The organism is Dellaglioa sp. CoH-55-MRSF-8 (assembly GCF_056782195.1).
This window is the reverse complement of record NZ_JBXAYH010000004.1, coordinates 15,061-30,452: the sequence shown is the minus strand read 5'-3', so window position 1 is coordinate 30,452 and position 15,392 is coordinate 15,061. Positions and strand designations below refer to the sequence as shown.

General features: G+C 35.7%; 18 protein-coding genes. 1 reads left to right on the top strand and 17 read right to left on the bottom strand.

Annotation, left to right across the window (positions count from 1 at the left end; translation table 11 throughout):
* Nucleotides 1-5 precede the first annotated feature (5 nt).
* The 4 genes from sufU to sufC are packed head-to-tail and all read right to left on the bottom strand — an operon-like array spanning nucleotide 6 to nucleotide 3,714.
* Complete coding sequence (gene sufU / locus AC1RPW_RS05340) at nucleotides 6-437, bottom strand: Fe-S cluster assembly sulfur transfer protein SufU (protein WP_481761648.1); 432 nt, start codon at nucleotides 435-437, stop codon at nucleotides 6-8.
* Nucleotides 424-1,662, bottom strand: a complete 1,239-nt coding sequence (locus tag AC1RPW_RS05335) for an aminotransferase class V-fold PLP-dependent enzyme (RefSeq protein WP_481761647.1) — start codon at nucleotides 1,660-1,662, stop codon at nucleotides 424-426. Before AC1RPW_RS05335 ends, sufU begins: the two co-directional genes overlap by 14 nt.
* On the bottom strand, nucleotides 1,631-2,917 hold the full coding sequence (gene sufD / locus AC1RPW_RS05330) for a Fe-S cluster assembly protein SufD (RefSeq protein WP_481761646.1): 1,287 nt from the start codon (nucleotides 2,915-2,917) through the stop codon (nucleotides 1,631-1,633). The genes AC1RPW_RS05335 and sufD overlap by 32 nt, the downstream gene beginning before the upstream one ends.
* Before the next feature lie 14 nt (nucleotides 2,918-2,931).
* Nucleotides 2,932-3,714 carry a Fe-S cluster assembly ATPase SufC gene (sufC, locus tag AC1RPW_RS05325; RefSeq protein WP_481761645.1) on the bottom strand — a complete coding sequence of 261 codons (783 nt, stop codon included), beginning with the start codon at nucleotides 3,712-3,714 and terminating at the stop codon, nucleotides 2,932-2,934.
* A gap of 135 nt (nucleotides 3,715-3,849) precedes the next feature.
* Here sufC and AC1RPW_RS05320 point away from each other — a divergent pair, with 135 nt between their 5' ends.
* Nucleotides 3,850-4,566 (top strand): gamma-glutamyl-gamma-aminobutyrate hydrolase family protein, encoded by a 717-nt coding sequence (locus AC1RPW_RS05320; protein WP_481761644.1) that lies wholly within the window; start codon nucleotides 3,850-3,852, stop codon nucleotides 4,564-4,566.
* A 39-nt stretch (nucleotides 4,567-4,605) separates the two neighbouring features.
* Here AC1RPW_RS05320 and AC1RPW_RS05315 read toward each other — a convergent pair whose 3' ends face one another.
* The 13 genes from AC1RPW_RS05315 to AC1RPW_RS05255 form a co-directional block, all read right to left on the bottom strand.
* Nucleotides 4,606-5,412 (bottom strand): MetQ/NlpA family ABC transporter substrate-binding protein, encoded by an 807-nt coding sequence (locus AC1RPW_RS05315; protein ID WP_481761722.1) that lies wholly within the window; start codon nucleotides 5,410-5,412, stop codon nucleotides 4,606-4,608.
* Nucleotides 5,413-5,429: 17 nt separating this feature from the next.
* Nucleotides 5,430-6,134 carry a methionine ABC transporter permease gene (locus AC1RPW_RS05310; protein ID WP_409022317.1) on the bottom strand — a complete coding sequence of 235 codons (705 nt, stop codon included), beginning with the start codon at nucleotides 6,132-6,134 and terminating at the stop codon, nucleotides 5,430-5,432.
* Nucleotides 6,124-7,161 (bottom strand): methionine ABC transporter ATP-binding protein, encoded by a 1,038-nt coding sequence (locus AC1RPW_RS05305; RefSeq protein ID WP_481761643.1) that lies wholly within the window; start codon nucleotides 7,159-7,161, stop codon nucleotides 6,124-6,126. Before AC1RPW_RS05305 ends, AC1RPW_RS05310 begins: the two co-directional genes overlap by 11 nt.
* A 370-nt stretch (nucleotides 7,162-7,531) precedes the next feature.
* A complete protein-coding gene (locus AC1RPW_RS05300) occupies nucleotides 7,532-7,891 on the bottom strand; it encodes an arsenate reductase family protein (RefSeq protein WP_481761721.1) in 360 nt (119 codons plus the stop codon).
* Nucleotides 7,892-7,936: 45 nt separating this feature from the next.
* On the bottom strand, nucleotides 7,937-9,157 hold the full coding sequence (locus AC1RPW_RS05295; RefSeq protein ID WP_481761642.1) for an FtsW/RodA/SpoVE family cell cycle protein: 1,221 nt from the start codon (nucleotides 9,155-9,157) through the stop codon (nucleotides 7,937-7,939).
* Nucleotides 9,158-9,229: 72 nt separating this feature from the next.
* The gene (locus tag AC1RPW_RS05290; RefSeq protein WP_409022314.1) at nucleotides 9,230-9,451 is read right to left on the bottom strand and encodes a DUF2969 domain-containing protein; all 222 of its coding nucleotides are present in this window, start codon (nucleotides 9,449-9,451) and stop codon (nucleotides 9,230-9,232) included.
* Nucleotides 9,444-9,704 carry a membrane protein insertion efficiency factor YidD gene (gene yidD / locus AC1RPW_RS05285; protein ID WP_409022313.1) on the bottom strand — a complete coding sequence of 87 codons (261 nt, stop codon included), beginning with the start codon at nucleotides 9,702-9,704 and terminating at the stop codon, nucleotides 9,444-9,446. Before yidD ends, AC1RPW_RS05290 begins: the two co-directional genes overlap by 8 nt.
* Nucleotides 9,705-9,789: 85 nt before the next feature.
* A complete protein-coding gene (mreB, locus tag AC1RPW_RS05280; RefSeq protein ID WP_409022312.1) occupies nucleotides 9,790-10,776 on the bottom strand; it encodes a rod shape-determining protein in 987 nt (328 codons plus the stop codon).
* 94 nt (nucleotides 10,777-10,870) lie between these two features.
* Complete coding sequence (murA, locus tag AC1RPW_RS05275) at nucleotides 10,871-12,175, bottom strand: UDP-N-acetylglucosamine 1-carboxyvinyltransferase (RefSeq protein ID WP_481761641.1); 1,305 nt, start codon at nucleotides 12,173-12,175, stop codon at nucleotides 10,871-10,873.
* Nucleotides 12,176-12,192: 17 nt separating this feature from the next.
* On the bottom strand, nucleotides 12,193-12,426 hold the full coding sequence (locus tag AC1RPW_RS05270; RefSeq protein WP_409022310.1) for a DUF1146 family protein: 234 nt from the start codon (nucleotides 12,424-12,426) through the stop codon (nucleotides 12,193-12,195).
* Between the two features lie 138 nt (nucleotides 12,427-12,564).
* On the bottom strand, nucleotides 12,565-12,984 hold the full coding sequence (locus AC1RPW_RS05265) for a F0F1 ATP synthase subunit epsilon (RefSeq protein WP_481761640.1): 420 nt from the start codon (nucleotides 12,982-12,984) through the stop codon (nucleotides 12,565-12,567).
* Nucleotides 12,985-12,997: 13 nt separating this feature from the next.
* A complete protein-coding gene (atpD, locus tag AC1RPW_RS05260; RefSeq protein WP_409022308.1) occupies nucleotides 12,998-14,398 on the bottom strand; it encodes a F0F1 ATP synthase subunit beta in 1,401 nt (466 codons plus the stop codon).
* A 23-nt stretch (nucleotides 14,399-14,421) separates the two neighbouring features.
* A complete protein-coding gene (locus tag AC1RPW_RS05255; RefSeq protein WP_481761639.1) occupies nucleotides 14,422-15,369 on the bottom strand; it encodes a F0F1 ATP synthase subunit gamma in 948 nt (315 codons plus the stop codon).
* Nucleotides 15,370-15,392: the final 23 nt, after the last annotated feature.

Below are 15,392 nucleotides of genomic sequence, written 5' to 3'. Positions count from 1 at the left end.
CCTCTCTAATTTTCTAAATTAATAGCTTGATAAACTGCCTTCCAAGCTAATGTGGCACACTTAATCCGAGCTGGAAACTGAGCGACACCTTCTAAAATAGCAGCATCACCTAAAAGATTTTCATCAATCGTTTCACCTGTTACCATTCTTGAAAATGTTGTCACCATTTCTTCTATTTCATTTTTTGCTTTACCAATAATTTCATCAGTCATCATACTTGCAGATGCCTGGCTAATCGTACAACCCGTCCCAGAAAAGGCAACATCTTGAACCTTGTTGTCACTCATGATAAGTTCAACTTTTAAAACATCCCCACAGGTTGGATTTCTGAGTTCAATTGATTTCTGACCCTTTACTAGTGAGCCATGATGATGCGGATGTGTGGCATGTTCCAAAATAACTTGGCGATATAAATTATCTAATTTAGATAGTCCCATTTTTAAAGAACTCCTTTGTAGCGATTAACGCGTCAATAAATTTTTGATTTTCTTCTAAAGTATTGTAAAAATATAAACTAATACGAACAGTTGACGATACACCCATGCACTTCATTAATGGCTGTGCACAATGATGACCCGCGCGAACCGCAATTCCTTGCATATCAAGAGCTGTCGCAACGTCATGCGGATGTAGTCCCTCCAAATTAAATGAAATAACGCCTGATCGTTTTTTACTTTCAGTTGGCCCATAGACAGTAATGCCAGAAATGGCTTTTAATTTAGGTAATAAATCAGTGATGAGCATCTGTTCATGTGCTTGTATATTAACCATTCCAACTTCATTTAAATAGTGAATAGTAGCACCTAATGAAATGACCCCTTCAATATTAGGTGTCCCCGCTTCAAATTTCCAAGGAATATCTTTAAAGGTTGATTGTTGCTCTTCAACAAAATCAATCATCTCACCACCAAATTCTAGTGGCTGCATCTCGTTCAAATAATTACTTTTTCCATATAAAACGCCAATACCAGTTGCAGCCCCCATTTTATGACCTGAAAAAGCAAAAAAATCAACATCTAACTCCTGAACATTAATCGGCATATAAGGTATTGATTGCGCCCCATCACAAATAACAACCGCACCGACTGTATGTGCCATGTCCGTTAATTCTTTGATGGGGTTTATACTCCCCAAAACATTTGAAATTTGAGTTAGCGATACAATTTTAGTTTTAGCTGTCATTTTTAATTTCGCATCATTAATGTCTAATTGTCCATCATCTGTTATGTCGATGTAAACTAATTTAGCACCAGTTGCTTGTGCGACTTGTTGCCAAGGAACAAGGTTACTATGGTGTTCCATAATAGATATTAAAATCTCATCCCCTGGTTTCAATCGATTCTGTGCAAAACCCTGAGCAACCCAGTTTAAACTTTCGGTTGTCCCTTTTGTAAATAAGATTTCAGCTGAATATTTTGCATGAATAAAATCAGCAACAGCTTGTCGTACATCTTCAAATTGCTGTGTTGTACGCTCGGCTAAAGTATGCACACCACGATGTACATTGGCATTATCATTTTCATAATAATGTGAAATGGCATTAATAACTGCTTGTGGTTTCTGAACAGTTGCAGCATTGTCAAAATAAATTAACGGTTCATCATTCACAATTTGCTTTAAAATAGGAAAATCATTGCGATACTTTTTCAAATTTTTGACCATTAATGAGTTTCCCCTCTATTGTTTCGATTAATCGTTCACGAACATCAACTGCCGGAATTGCCGTTAAAACAGGTCCTAAGAATCCACGAATAACAAGTCTTTCTGCTTCTTCTTTGTGTAATCCACGACTCATCAGATAGTACAATTGTTCCTGATTCACGCGTCCAACACTAGCTGCATGTCCAGCTTGAACATCATTTTCATCAATTAATAAAATAGGATTAGCGTCTCCACGTGCTTTTGTGGATAACATTAGCACACGGCTTTCTTGTTGAGCATTCGCACCCTTTGCACCTTTAATAATATGGCCAATTCCATTAAATATTAATGTAGAACGCGATAAAATTACACCGTGTTGCAGAATTTGACCAATTGAATGTTTACCATAATTCGTCACCCGTGTATCAATCCCTTGAATCTGATTTCCTGTTGAAATCGCAACAACTTTAACATCTGCGTGAGAACCTGCACCAATTAAATCAGAATCGAAATCGCCAATTATATTGCCATTATTAAGTAATCCAATTGACCAATCTATTTTTGCATTGCCTAATAAATAACCCCGACGGTTAATATATGCTGTTGTATGTTCCCCTAATTGATCAACTCCAGCAAATTTAACATGACTGTTAGCTTTAGCAATCACTTCCACAATAATATTTGCGGTTGTGATCTGATCACCGACTGTTGAACGATTTTCTAGATATGAAAACTGACTATTTTCTGCTGCGACAATTAAAACATGCTGTACATAGTCCTGATTGTCCCGTGCATCCTGCGTTAAATAAGTTGTAATTGGGTTGTCTAATACAACATTTTTAGGTACATAAATAAACAAACCACCGGTTAATTGTGCTAAATGCGTTGCGGTCAACAAATCACTATCCCATTTAACTGCCTTAGTCATAAAATATTTCTTAATTAAATCTGCATGTTCCACTAACGCGGTTGACCAGTCGCAAATAATAACATGATTTTCTTTTAATTCCTCAGATATATTTAAACTAATCGTTCGAGATCCAACTTGAATAAACGTATTTTCATCCGATTTTTTTGAAACAAATTCCCCTGATTCTTTAACCAGTGTTTCAGGTATAATGGGCCATTTTTGGTATCTAATTTTTTCAAATGAAGGAAGCGCTAGTAATGTTTTTTTTACAAAGGCATCTCTTCTTAATTGTTGAAACCACTCAGGTTCTTGTTTTAAATTTGAAAAATCAATTATACTTTGTTCTAAGAGCTTCAAATCAATCATTTTCCGGCCCTCCACTAAAGGTTCTCGTCTGTTAAAGTAATGTCTAGCCCTAATTCATCACGCAAACCAGCATAGCCTTCTTCTTCCAGTTTTTCTGCAAGTTCGGCGCCACCCGTTTTAACAACCCGTCCATCCATCATAACGTGCACCACATCAGGCACAATATAGTTCAGCAAACGTTGGTAATGCGTAATCATAAGTGTTCCAAATTCCGCATTTTTCAACATTTCATTTACGCCTCTCGAAACAACTTTCAATGCATCAATGTCTAGACCTGAATCAATTTCATCTAAAATAGCAAATTTTGGTTCAATCATCATCAGTTGTAAAATTTCATTACGTTTCTTTTCGCCACCTGAAAAACCTTCATTTAAATAACGATCAGCCATTTCCTCAGTCATATCTAAAGTTGTCATCGTTTTATCTAATTTCTTTAAATATTCTCGAATTGGGATTTGTTTATCTTCCGGTCGACGTGCGTTGATTGCTGCACGCATAAATTCAGCATTTGTTACACCAGGAATTTCTGAAGGATATTGCATTGCTAAAAATAATCCTGCTCGAGCTCGCTCATCAACAGGTAGTTCTAAAATGTTTACACCATTCAGCAATACTTCGCCTTCTGTCACTTTATACGCAGGATTCCCCATAATGGCCTCAGATAAAGTTGATTTACCTGTTCCATTTGGACCCATGATTGCGTGTACTTCTCCAGTCGACATTTTTAAATTAACACCTTTTAAAATTTCTTTATCTTCAATTTCTACATGTAAATTTTTAACCTCAAGTGTCGACATTTTAGCATTCCTCCGATTCATTAATATATTCCATTCTATCTTAATAAATTATCCATTTCAATGGAGCCTCGAGACTCGCAATCTTTATTTAATTAAGTTAAACTAATAAAAAGTAAATTTTGAGGAGGTTCATTTATGAAACCTATTATCGGTATTGTTGGAAATCCTAATCGAAATCCAATTACAGGCATGCACATTAACGAAATTACTTATACACCTCAAGGCTATATTGATGCCATTATTGAAGTTGGCGGTTTACCACTAATCATTCCTACTGATTTAGCAAACGCATCTAGTTATCTTGATTTGGTAGATGGTTTACTATTAGCAGGTGGTCAAGATGTTTCACCAATCTTATACGGCCAAGAACCTCATCCAAAATTAGAAGAATTAAATCCCCCACGTGACGAAATGGAGCTCGCTTTAATCAAGGAAGCTATTTCTCGAAAAATACCAATACTTGGTATTTGCCGTGGACTACAAATACTTAACGTCTTTTTTGGTGGAACACTCTATCAAGATTTAAGTGACTATTCAAATTGGCAAGTTAAGCATTTACAAGATCCAACATTACCAGAATACGCCACACATTCTGTATCGATTAAAGCAAATAATTATTTATCAGATACTTATGGTTCAACGCTTCGTGTCAATACGTACCATCACCAAGCCATTAACCGTTTAGGTGATTCATTAACGGCCATTGCGACAAGTTCAGATGGCCTAATTGAAGGTATCAGTAGTAATGACGGTCTCATTTTAGGTGTTCAATGGCATCCCGAAATGTCTTATATAAGAGAACCATCAGATTTAGCTATTTTCAAATGGCTAATTAATAAAATTGCAAAATAAAGAGAATTGAATTAGTCATGTCGACTAATTCAATTCTCTTTATTTTGCAGGAATAACGGCACCTTTATACTTATTCAAAATCCATTCGCGTGTCTTTTTAGATTGTAGTGCTTTAACTAACTTTTTAATCGCAGGATTATCTTTATTTTTTGGTGCGACAGCAACTAAATTCGCATATGATGATGTACTACGTTCTAATGCAATAGCTTGTTTCGTTGGATTTAATCCAGCTTCAACCGCATAATTTGCATTAATAATGATGGCTGAGCCTTCATTATTTTCATATAAATCAGACATCAATTTTGGCTCATACGTATGCTTAAAAACTAAATTTAATTTATTTGTTTTGATATCAGCAAAATTTGCAGTTGCCACGTCTGTCCCTTTTTTCAGGGTTATTAATCCAGCATCTTTAAAAATAGTTAAAACACGACCATAATCTGAAATACTGTTAGATACTAAAACCGTACTTCCTTTCTTCAAATCAGTTAACTTTTTAACTTGTTTAGAATAGACACCGATTGGTTCAAGATGAACATTTCCAACACTTATTAAATCACCATTATTCTGTTTGTCCCAATTATCTAAAAATGGTTTATGTTGAAAATAATTAGCATCTAAATCACCAGATTCAGTCGCTTTATTAGGCATCACATAATCCTGAAAAACTTTAACTTTTAAATCGATACCTTCTTTTGCCAACATTGGTTTTACATGATCTAGAATTTCTGCATGGGGCATATTACTAGCACCAATTGTCAAAGTAGTCATTCCATTTGATTGTTTCCCGCATCCAGCTAATAAAAGAGTCAAAAATAGAAATGAAAAAATGAACTTTTTGTTTATTCTCATGAGGTTACCCCTTAATTATTTCGTTTATCGATTAATTTAGCTGAATGATCACCAATAAGTTGAAAAATGGCAACAATAATGATGATTGTGACCGTTGCAACTAGTGTAACAGTATTATTATTAGCACCATAACCTTCAATGAAAGCCCAATTTCCTAGCCCACCGGCACCAATCGTACCAGCCATTGCCGTGTACCCAATAATTGTAATTCCAGTAACTGTCGCCCCTGAAATAAGAGCTGGTAAACTTTCTCGTAATAGTACTTTCCAAATGATTTGTGCCTTGTTAGCACCCATTGCTTCAGCTGCTTCAATCACACCATAATCAATCTCACGAAAAGCAAGTTCCACCATTCGTGCATAAAATGGAGCCGCCGAGAGGATTAGAGCTGGCAATGCTGCAATCGGTCCAATAATAGAACCAACTAAAGCCTTAGTAAAAGGCAATAATAAGACAATTAAAATAATAAACGGAATTGAACGAAAAATGTTAACCATGGCTGAAACAATCCAATTAATTATTTTTACCCAGATACTTATTTTACCGGTCGTTTTTTGTTTTGTTTCAAATAAAATAAGACCTAAGATAATACCCAAAATTGTAACGGCTATTGTAGATATTAATGTCATACTGATTGTTTCCCAAGTATTTGACCAGAATTCATCCCAGTTAACAGCATTAAAGTTAAAATATGACGCCCAAGTATTAGTCCCCATAATGCAATACCTCCGTTTCTACTTTCATTTTTTGCAAGAATGGAACGGTTTGATCTAAACTTATTTTTGGACCAGTTAATTGAATATATAATGTTCCAATTGGGCCACCTTGAGTTTGATGAATGGAACCCTCAACGATATTAAAATCAACTTCTGGAATTTGTCTTAACATTTCAGAGATAATTGGCATTTGCGTCTGCGTACTGTGAAAGGTTAATTGAACAATCAACCCTTGTGGATAAGCTTCAATTAATTCATTTACAGCAAGTTCAGTATCATGTAGAGCTGGTGTGACCTCCTGATTAACGAATCGTTTTGTGACGTCTTGTTTCGGACGCTTAAAGACGTCTAAGACAAGTCCACTCTCCACTAATTTTCCAGATTCCATTACAGCAACGTGATCACATATCTTACGAACCACATGCATTTCATGAGTGATTAATACAATTGTTAATTTCAATTTATGATTAATTTGAAGTAATAAATCTAATATTTCATCTGTTGTTTGTGGATCTAGCGCACTTGTTGCTTCATCACAAATCAAAATTTCAGGATCATTCGCTAAAGCCCTAGCAATCCCAACTCGTTGCTTTTGTCCACCAGATAACTCAGAAGGATATGCATTTTCTTTACCTTTTAACCCAACTAATGTTGTTAATTCTTCAGCTTTGGACAACCGCTCAGTTTTACTTATTCCAGCAAGTTCAAGTGGAAACATGATGTTTTCCACAACCGTTCGTGACCAGAGTAAATTAAAATGTTGAAAAATCATGCCAATTTTTTGACGTTGCTTTCTCAATGTTCTACCCGATAAAGATGCGATTTTAGCGCCATTAACGTCAACTTCACCCGAAGTTGGTGTCTCTAATCCATTCAGCATTCTAATTAATGTACTTTTACCAGCACCTGAATATCCTACAATACCTAAGATGCTACCATCTTCCACCGAAAGATTCACATCAGAAACAGCGCTAACCTTACCACTTTTCGTGATAAACTCTTTTGATACATTTTTAAACTCAATCATGTTAATACCTCCTAATTTTTCTGCAAAAAAATAACCTCCCATCCCCCGTTTAATAAACGGAAGGACGAGAAGTTATAAACTTCACGTGTTACCACCTTGTTTTATTGTTACCTCACGATAACAATCTCATCAGGTACGGGTTTTAATATAACCGATACCTTTCCGCTGTATTGGGCGTACCCAAGGTAGATTAACATTGCTCATCTACCAAACGTTCCAAGACCATATTCAATTCCGTAATTTTGATCCCTTTTCAGCTACCAGGATTCTCTTAACTAATTACTAAAATTTACTCATCTTTTCAAAACGTCTTATCTGTATTTCTTATTGTAGTTGATTATAGCTAGATTAAAATTTAATGTCAACAGTTTTATTTATTTAACCATGTCTCTGTAAAAACATCTTCACTGAATCCGGTCGTTAATTTTGTTCCATCAGTTAATACCGGACGTTTCATTAACATCCCATCTGATGCTAAAATTTGACTTGATTGCTGAATTGTCATCGTTGGTCGTTTATCTTTTAGATTTAATTCACGATACTTATTTCCTTGTGTATTAAAAAAAGATATTGCTGGAAGACCAGACTCATTCAACCATTTTTCGATTAGACTCGCCTTTGGTGTTTCTTGGATAAGATCTATTATATGGTATTCAACCTCATTTTCGTCTAACCATTGTTTTGCTTTTCTACAAGTTGAACATTTAGGATACCAATAAAAATCAATCATCATCAAAACCTCCTAGTTTTAAAAAACAGTGATTCCATAATAGAATCACTGCCTTATCTTTTTATCAAAATCTTCGTCTTCGCTACTGAACATGTAACTCTTATGATGGTATCGCATTGACATAATTAAGCCAATTCCAATCATATTTCCTACTAAAGCAGACCCACCTTGACTGACAAATGGTAATGGAATACCTGTTAAAGGTAGTAACCCAATACTCATCCCAATGTTTTCAAAAACATGGAATAAAATCATCATAATGACCCCAGTAGATAAGTAAGCATAAAATTCATTCTTCGTATCAAAGGTTGCACGAACCATTCGATAAATGAGTAAGAAATAAATAAAGATTAAAATACAACCACCAATAAACCCAAAGTTTTCGCCGATAACAGAAAAAATCATATCAGATTCACGGACGGGAACATAAACATTTGACACGTTAAATCCCTTACCAGTCATTTGTCCTGATCCAATGGCTTTCATACTTTGCCATAATTGATATCCTGTTCCGGATGTATCTTTTGATGGATCTAACCAGTTATCAATTCGGTCAAATTGGTAGGCAGAAAAGCCAACTTTTTCTAGAATTGATCGACCAGTTGTTGAAATAACCATATATAATGCCGTTCCACCTACAACAGCCACCGTTCCAAATGCCGGTCCAATAATCTTCCAAGTGATACCTGAAACTAAAATGACACCACCTAAAATAGCAAAGAAAACGAGCATTGTTCCAAAATCATTTTGCAGTTTTAATAAAATAACTACTGGTAACGTCCATGCTATCATTTTGGCTAATAAAATAATATCTGTCCCAATTTTATGAGTTGGATAATCATTGTTATGTATCGTAACCACACGCGCCAACATTAATATAAATGCTGGCTTCATAACTTCTGATGGTTGGAACGTTAACGAACCAACTAATGGTATCCAACTTTTAGCACCTGTGTTTATATATAAAGGTCGACTATATACGACTAAAACAATCATCAATAAAAACAGGCCAATAAAATACCCTATCGGTGCGACTCGCCATAATTGTTCTGAGTCAAATTGCATAATAACGACAATTGCAATGACACCAATAGCGTACCACATTAACTGTGAAACCATTTGGCTAACAATTGAGGTCGCACTAGTATCATGGGATGCTGATACGTAAATTGAGGCAAGCCCAATAATTGCCAAGACTAAAACGGCAAAAATAATACCATAATCAATTCTTGACTCACTATCGACCTCATCTTTTCTACTACTCATAGAATTCCCCTCCACACTATGTCACTTATTTCGTTAAATTTTTGAATAGGCTAAAATTTAATAATTGACTAATTAACCGCGATGTAAGTGAAAATCGCGCAATAAAGTATCAATACCTTCATCACGAGTTTTAGCTTTGAATATCTCACCGTTACTTAATGTTGCAACAAATTTTGTATCTTGTTGAATGACTGTACCAATTTCAATACCGCCAACGGTTAATGAAACTGCATCCTCACCATTAATTTTAATATCATTTTCTGCTACTTCAATCTCTTTTTCTTTTTTAGACATGCTTTTCTTCTCCTTTAGGGTTCTTATTTCTTCGTACGGTAAAGTAATCAGGTACGGGATCGTATCCGCCTCTGACAAAAGGATGGCATCGTAAAATCCTACCGATACCCATAATAATACCTTTTGCACCGTGTTTTTGAATTGCCTTAATCATATAGTTTGAACATGTTGGATAGTACCGGCAACTAGGTGGAAACATCGGTGAAATAAATTTTTGATAAAACTTGATTGGTGCAAGCATTAAGTTTTGCATAAATAAATGACACCTCCTATATGAAAAGGTCCATCAACAGATTGCCCCGTTAATAGACCTCCCTTAATAACCAGTATCACAGTTGTTATCTACCTTGTTTTTCAATATGATCTAACAAGAATCCAGTTCCTTTTGCGACATCATCCAATGGTGTTTCTGACACCATAACAGGAATATCTAAGTTCGATGACATTAATAAATCAACACCATCTAATAATGCACCGCCACCTGTTAAAATAATCCCAGTATCAATAATATCTGATGCTAATTCTGGTGGTGTTTGTTCAAGAACTTCTTTAGTTGCTGCAACGATTGCTTGCATTGTATCATGAGTTGCTTCTTCAATCTCAGCAGAGCTAAGCACAACTGTCTTTGGTAAACCAGTAACAACATCTCGTCCACGAATTTCCATTTCTAATGCACGATTGTCTGGGTAAACTGTCCCAATTTCAATTTTAGCTTTTTCAGCTGTACGTTCACCGATTTGAAGGTTATGTTTTTGCTTAACAAAATTGATAACATCACTATTCAATTGATCACCAGCAACACGTAATGAACGGCTTGCTACAATATCGCCTAATGAAATAACGGCAACATCACTTGTACCACCACCAATATCAATCACTAAACTACCACGGGGTTGATAAATATCCAACCCAGCACCAATAGCTGCAACTTTAGGTTCTTCAGCAAGATAAACCTTGCCACCACCAGCTTTTTCAGCAGCTTGAATAATTGCTTTTTGTTCAATTGATGTGATATTTGTTGGGCAACAAATCAAAATACTTGGTTTTGATAAAAAGCCGCTCACATTTAATTTTTTAATAAAGTAAGTTAACATTTGTTCTGTAATATCAAAATCAGCAATGACACCATTTTTCATAGGTCTGATAGCTCTAATACTACCAGGTGTTCTACCAACCATTTTATATGCTTCTGATCCAACTGCTAATACACGACCTGATTTTGTGTCAATTGCAACAACAGATGGTTCATTTAAGACGATTCCTTTATTTTGTACGTTAATTAATACATTTGCGGTTCCTAAATCAATACCAATATCTTTAGCCATTATGCTTCTCCTCTCGGCACTTAAAACTTACACTAATGTAAGCATTATACCATATACCTATACAATAAAAAAATGTCCAAAATGGACATTTCTTCTATTTTACTTCATTTTCTGTCTTAATAATTATATCTTGTGTATCATCATTGATACGTTTAATTTCAGCACCCAAAGCTTCTAACTTTTGATGGAAATGATAGTAGCCTCGATCAAGATATTCAAGATGTGTAACTTGTGTATAACCACGAGCTACTAATCCTGCTAGCACAAGTGCTGCAGCAGCTCTTAAGTCTGTAGCAGCAACTTCTGCACCATTGAAGTCAGTTGGACCATACATGACAACTGAGTTGCCTTCAATCTTAAATTTTGCATTCATACGTCGTAATTCTTCAAGATGCATAAAACGATTTTCGAATACCGTCTCTGTTAAAATACTTGTACCATCTGCCATTAATTGAAGGACAGTCATTTGAGGCTGCATATCAGTTGGGTACCCTGGATGAGGCAATGTTTTAACTGTAGTTGGTTTAATTTTTTCTGTTCCAATTACTCGGATACCATTGTCTTCTTGGATAACGTCAATGCCCATTTCTTCTAATTTAGAAATTAATGGTTTATTGTGTTCCGCAATAGCCTCTTCGATTAAAACATTACCTTGAGTCATTGCTGCAGCAACCATGAATGTCCCTGCTTCAATCCGATCTTGGACAACTGCATGATCAGCGCCATGTAATGCCTTAACACCATGAATGCGAATTGTTTCGGTACCAGCACCTTGTACTTTAGCACCCATTTTATTTAAAATATTAGCTAAATCAACAATTTCTGGTTCTCTTGCAACATTTTCAATCACAGTTGTACCAGTAGCTAATGTTGCAGCCATCATAATATTCTGAGTTGCACCTACACTTGGAAAATCAAGATAAATGTTGGCACCCTTTAATTCATCTACAGTTGCTTCTATATAACCATCGAATTGTTCAATATGCGCACCCATTGCTTCAAAACCTTTTAAATGCAAATCAATTGGGCGAGAACCTATTGCACACCCACCAGGCATTGCAATCTTCGCATGTTTAAGTCGTGCCAAAAGTGGTCCCATTACAACAATAGAAGCACGCATTTTTGAAACATATTCAAATGGTGCTTCTGGTGATAATTCTTTAGTCGCACTCATTTTAACTTCATTAGTTTCTTCATTAAAGTCAACGTCTAAATTTAAAAAACGTAGTACGTTATTCATTGTAAAGACATCTGACAAAACTGGTACATTTGACAGTGTATTTTCACCACTACTTGCTAAAATTCCGGCTGCTAGAATTGGCAATACTGCATTCTTTGCGCCTTCTATATGCACTGTTCCATTGAGTGAGTTTCCACCCTTGACGATTATTTTTTCCACAAGTTATTCCCCCGTTATTATTTAACTAAAAAAACTAAATTACGAACATTATCAATAAAATTTAAGAAAAAGGCACTGCTTGTATATCCTAATAAAATAGCCAATAAGACAATTAAAACTTTGATTCTTTGTTGGCTACTTTGTGGGAAAAACCTGTCTATTCGTAACCCTTGAATTGCCCAAAAAGCAATTCCAATAAACATTAGATGACTCATTAAAGTAACTAGCGATTGGATTCCCACAGTATTCATCAAAACACTCCTAAAATTTATTCGTCATAAGCATAGCATATTTTGTACCACTTGTCGCTAATATTTGTAACAAAAATGAAATATTTAATATGTATATACAAAAAAAGGTACTGAATAAATCCAGCACCCACTTTTGTATTAATGTTTAGAGATATTAATTCGATTGATTGCACGTCTAAGTGCAATTTCAGATCTTTTAAGTTCATCAACATTATGTGTTTGTTTTGCAGTAGAAATCATCTGCTCAGCTCTTTTTTTAGCAGCCTGTGCACGATTTTCATCAATATCTTCTTGGCATTCTGCTGCATTTGCAACAACCGTTGCGACATTTTTTGAAAATTCAATGAATCCACCACTTACGGCAATTTCATCTTCTTCATTATCATTTACCTTAACCCTGACAGCATCAATATCAAGAGAAGCAATAACTGGAATATGATTGGGTAAAATACCCATTTCCCCGCTGGGTGTTTTAACAATAATCATTTTAGCATTATTGTCATAAACACTACCATCAGGAGTGACGATACTAACGGTCAAAACTGAATCTTCAGCCATCTGTTATTACCCCCTATTTTGCCATTTTATTTGCTGCTTCAATAACATCTTCGATTGGGCCGACACCATTGAAAGCATCTTCAGGAAGTGAATCATATTTACCATCAAGAATATCTTTAAATCCTTGAACTGTTTCAGCAATTGGTACATATGATCCAGGTTTTCCTGTGAATTGTTCGGCAACATTAAAGTTTTGTGAAAGGAAGAATTGGATGCGACGCGCACGTGCTACAATTACTTTTTCATCATCAGATAATTCATCCATACCTAAAATAGAAATAATATCTTGTAATTCACGATAACGTTGTAACGTATGTTGAACTTCCGTAGCAACACGATAATGTTCTTCTCCAACAATTTCAGGTGTCAAAGCACTTGAAGTTGAAGCCAAAGGATCAACAGCTGGGTAAATACCTTGTTGCGTTAAGCTACGTTCCAAGTTAGTTGTTGCATCCAAATGGGCGAACGTCGTTGCAGGAGCAGGATCAGTATAATCATCAGCTGGAACATAAACTGCTTGAATTGATGTAACTGAACCTTTTTTAGTTGACGTGATACGTTCTTGCAATTGACCCATTTCAGTAGCTAATGTTGGTTGATAACCTACGGCTGAAGGAATACGGCCTAATAAGGCTGAAACTTCAGAACCAGCTTGTGTAAAGCGGAAAATATTATCAATAAACAATAGCACATCTTGTCCTTTTTCATCACGGAAATATTCCGCAATTGTAAGACCAGTCAATGCAACACGCATACGGGCACCAGGCGGCTCGTTCATCTGACCAAACACCATGGCTGTCTTCTCTAACACGCCGGATTCTTTCATTTCAAAGTAAAGGTCATTACCTTCACGAGTACGTTCACCAACACCGGTAAACACTGAAATACCATTATGTTCTTGAGCAATATTATGAATTAATTCTTGAATTAAAACAGTTTTACCAACACCGGCACCACCGAATAATCCAATTTTACCACCTTTAATATAAGGGGCTAACAAGTCAATAACTTTAATTCCTGTTTCAAGAACCTCAGTACTTGCACTTAATTCATCATATTTAGGAGCATCTTTATGGATGCTACTGCGCTCTGCATCTTTATTAAATTCAGGACCACCATCAATGGTATCTCCTAAAACGTTAAACACTCGACCAAGAGTATCTTCACCAACAGGGACAGAAATTGAAGCACCTGTGTCTTCAACAACTGTTCCACGTTGCAAGCCATCCGTAGAATCCATGGCGATTGTTCTCATAACTCCGTCACCTAATTCAAGCGTAACTTCGATAATTAGAGCAGTTCCATCTTCACGTGTAACTTTTAACGCATTATTGATATCTGGTAAGGTTTCGTTTAAAGAGAATTGTACATCGACGACGGGCCCGATAACTTGAACAACTTTACCGAGACTCATCTTCTGTATTTCCTCCTGTCATTTTACTCTAAAGCAGCTGTTGCACCAGTAATTTCTGTAATTTCTGTTGTAATAGCACTTTGACGTGCACGATTATACTTTAATTCTAATGATGCAATAATATCTTTAGCATTATCTGTCGCAGATTTCATTGCTGTAGAACTTGAAGCATGTTCAGCTGTTTTAGCATCTAAAATCGCACCATATACTAAGCTTTCAGCAAACTGAGGTAGAACAACTTCAAGAATTGCGTCTCCTGAAGGTTCCATATCATAATCTTCATTCCCCATCACATTAGACGTTTCAATACCTTCTGCATCTGTATCCATATTCACTTCTGAAATAGGAAGCATTTGTTCAGAATGAAAGTCCGATTGTAAACTATTAACGAAATGATTATAACAAACAAATAATTCATCATAAACTTCACTGTTATACATTGTTACTACTGATTTAACGATTTCACGAACCTCAATAAACGTTGGAATATCACTTACACCACGGTATTCGTAGGCAACCTCATATCCTCTATTTTTAAAGAAGTCAGCACCAGTACCACCAACAGCAATAATAACAGCATTATCTACAGTATGGCCATTTTGCTTCATCAAATCTAATGTTTGTTTAATTACGTTACTATTGTAACTACCAACTAAACCACGATCAGAAGTAATAATTAAATAACCACTTTTTTTAACAGGTCTCTTTTGTAACATATCAAAACCTGAAAATTTTGAACTATCATTCTCAGATGATTGCTTTGATTTTCCAGCTTTAGCATCTAAAAGGTGAGATTGGGCAAGATGGGTAATGACACTTCTAATTTTAGAAGCATATATCTGATAACTTTGAGTATGACGCTGAATTTGGCTTAACTTAGCAGTCGAAACAACTTGCATTGCGCCAGTTATTTGTCCCGTTTTCTTAGTTGAAACGATTCGACGCTTTACTTCCATTAATGAAGCACCCATTAATTCTCACCATCTTTCATTTA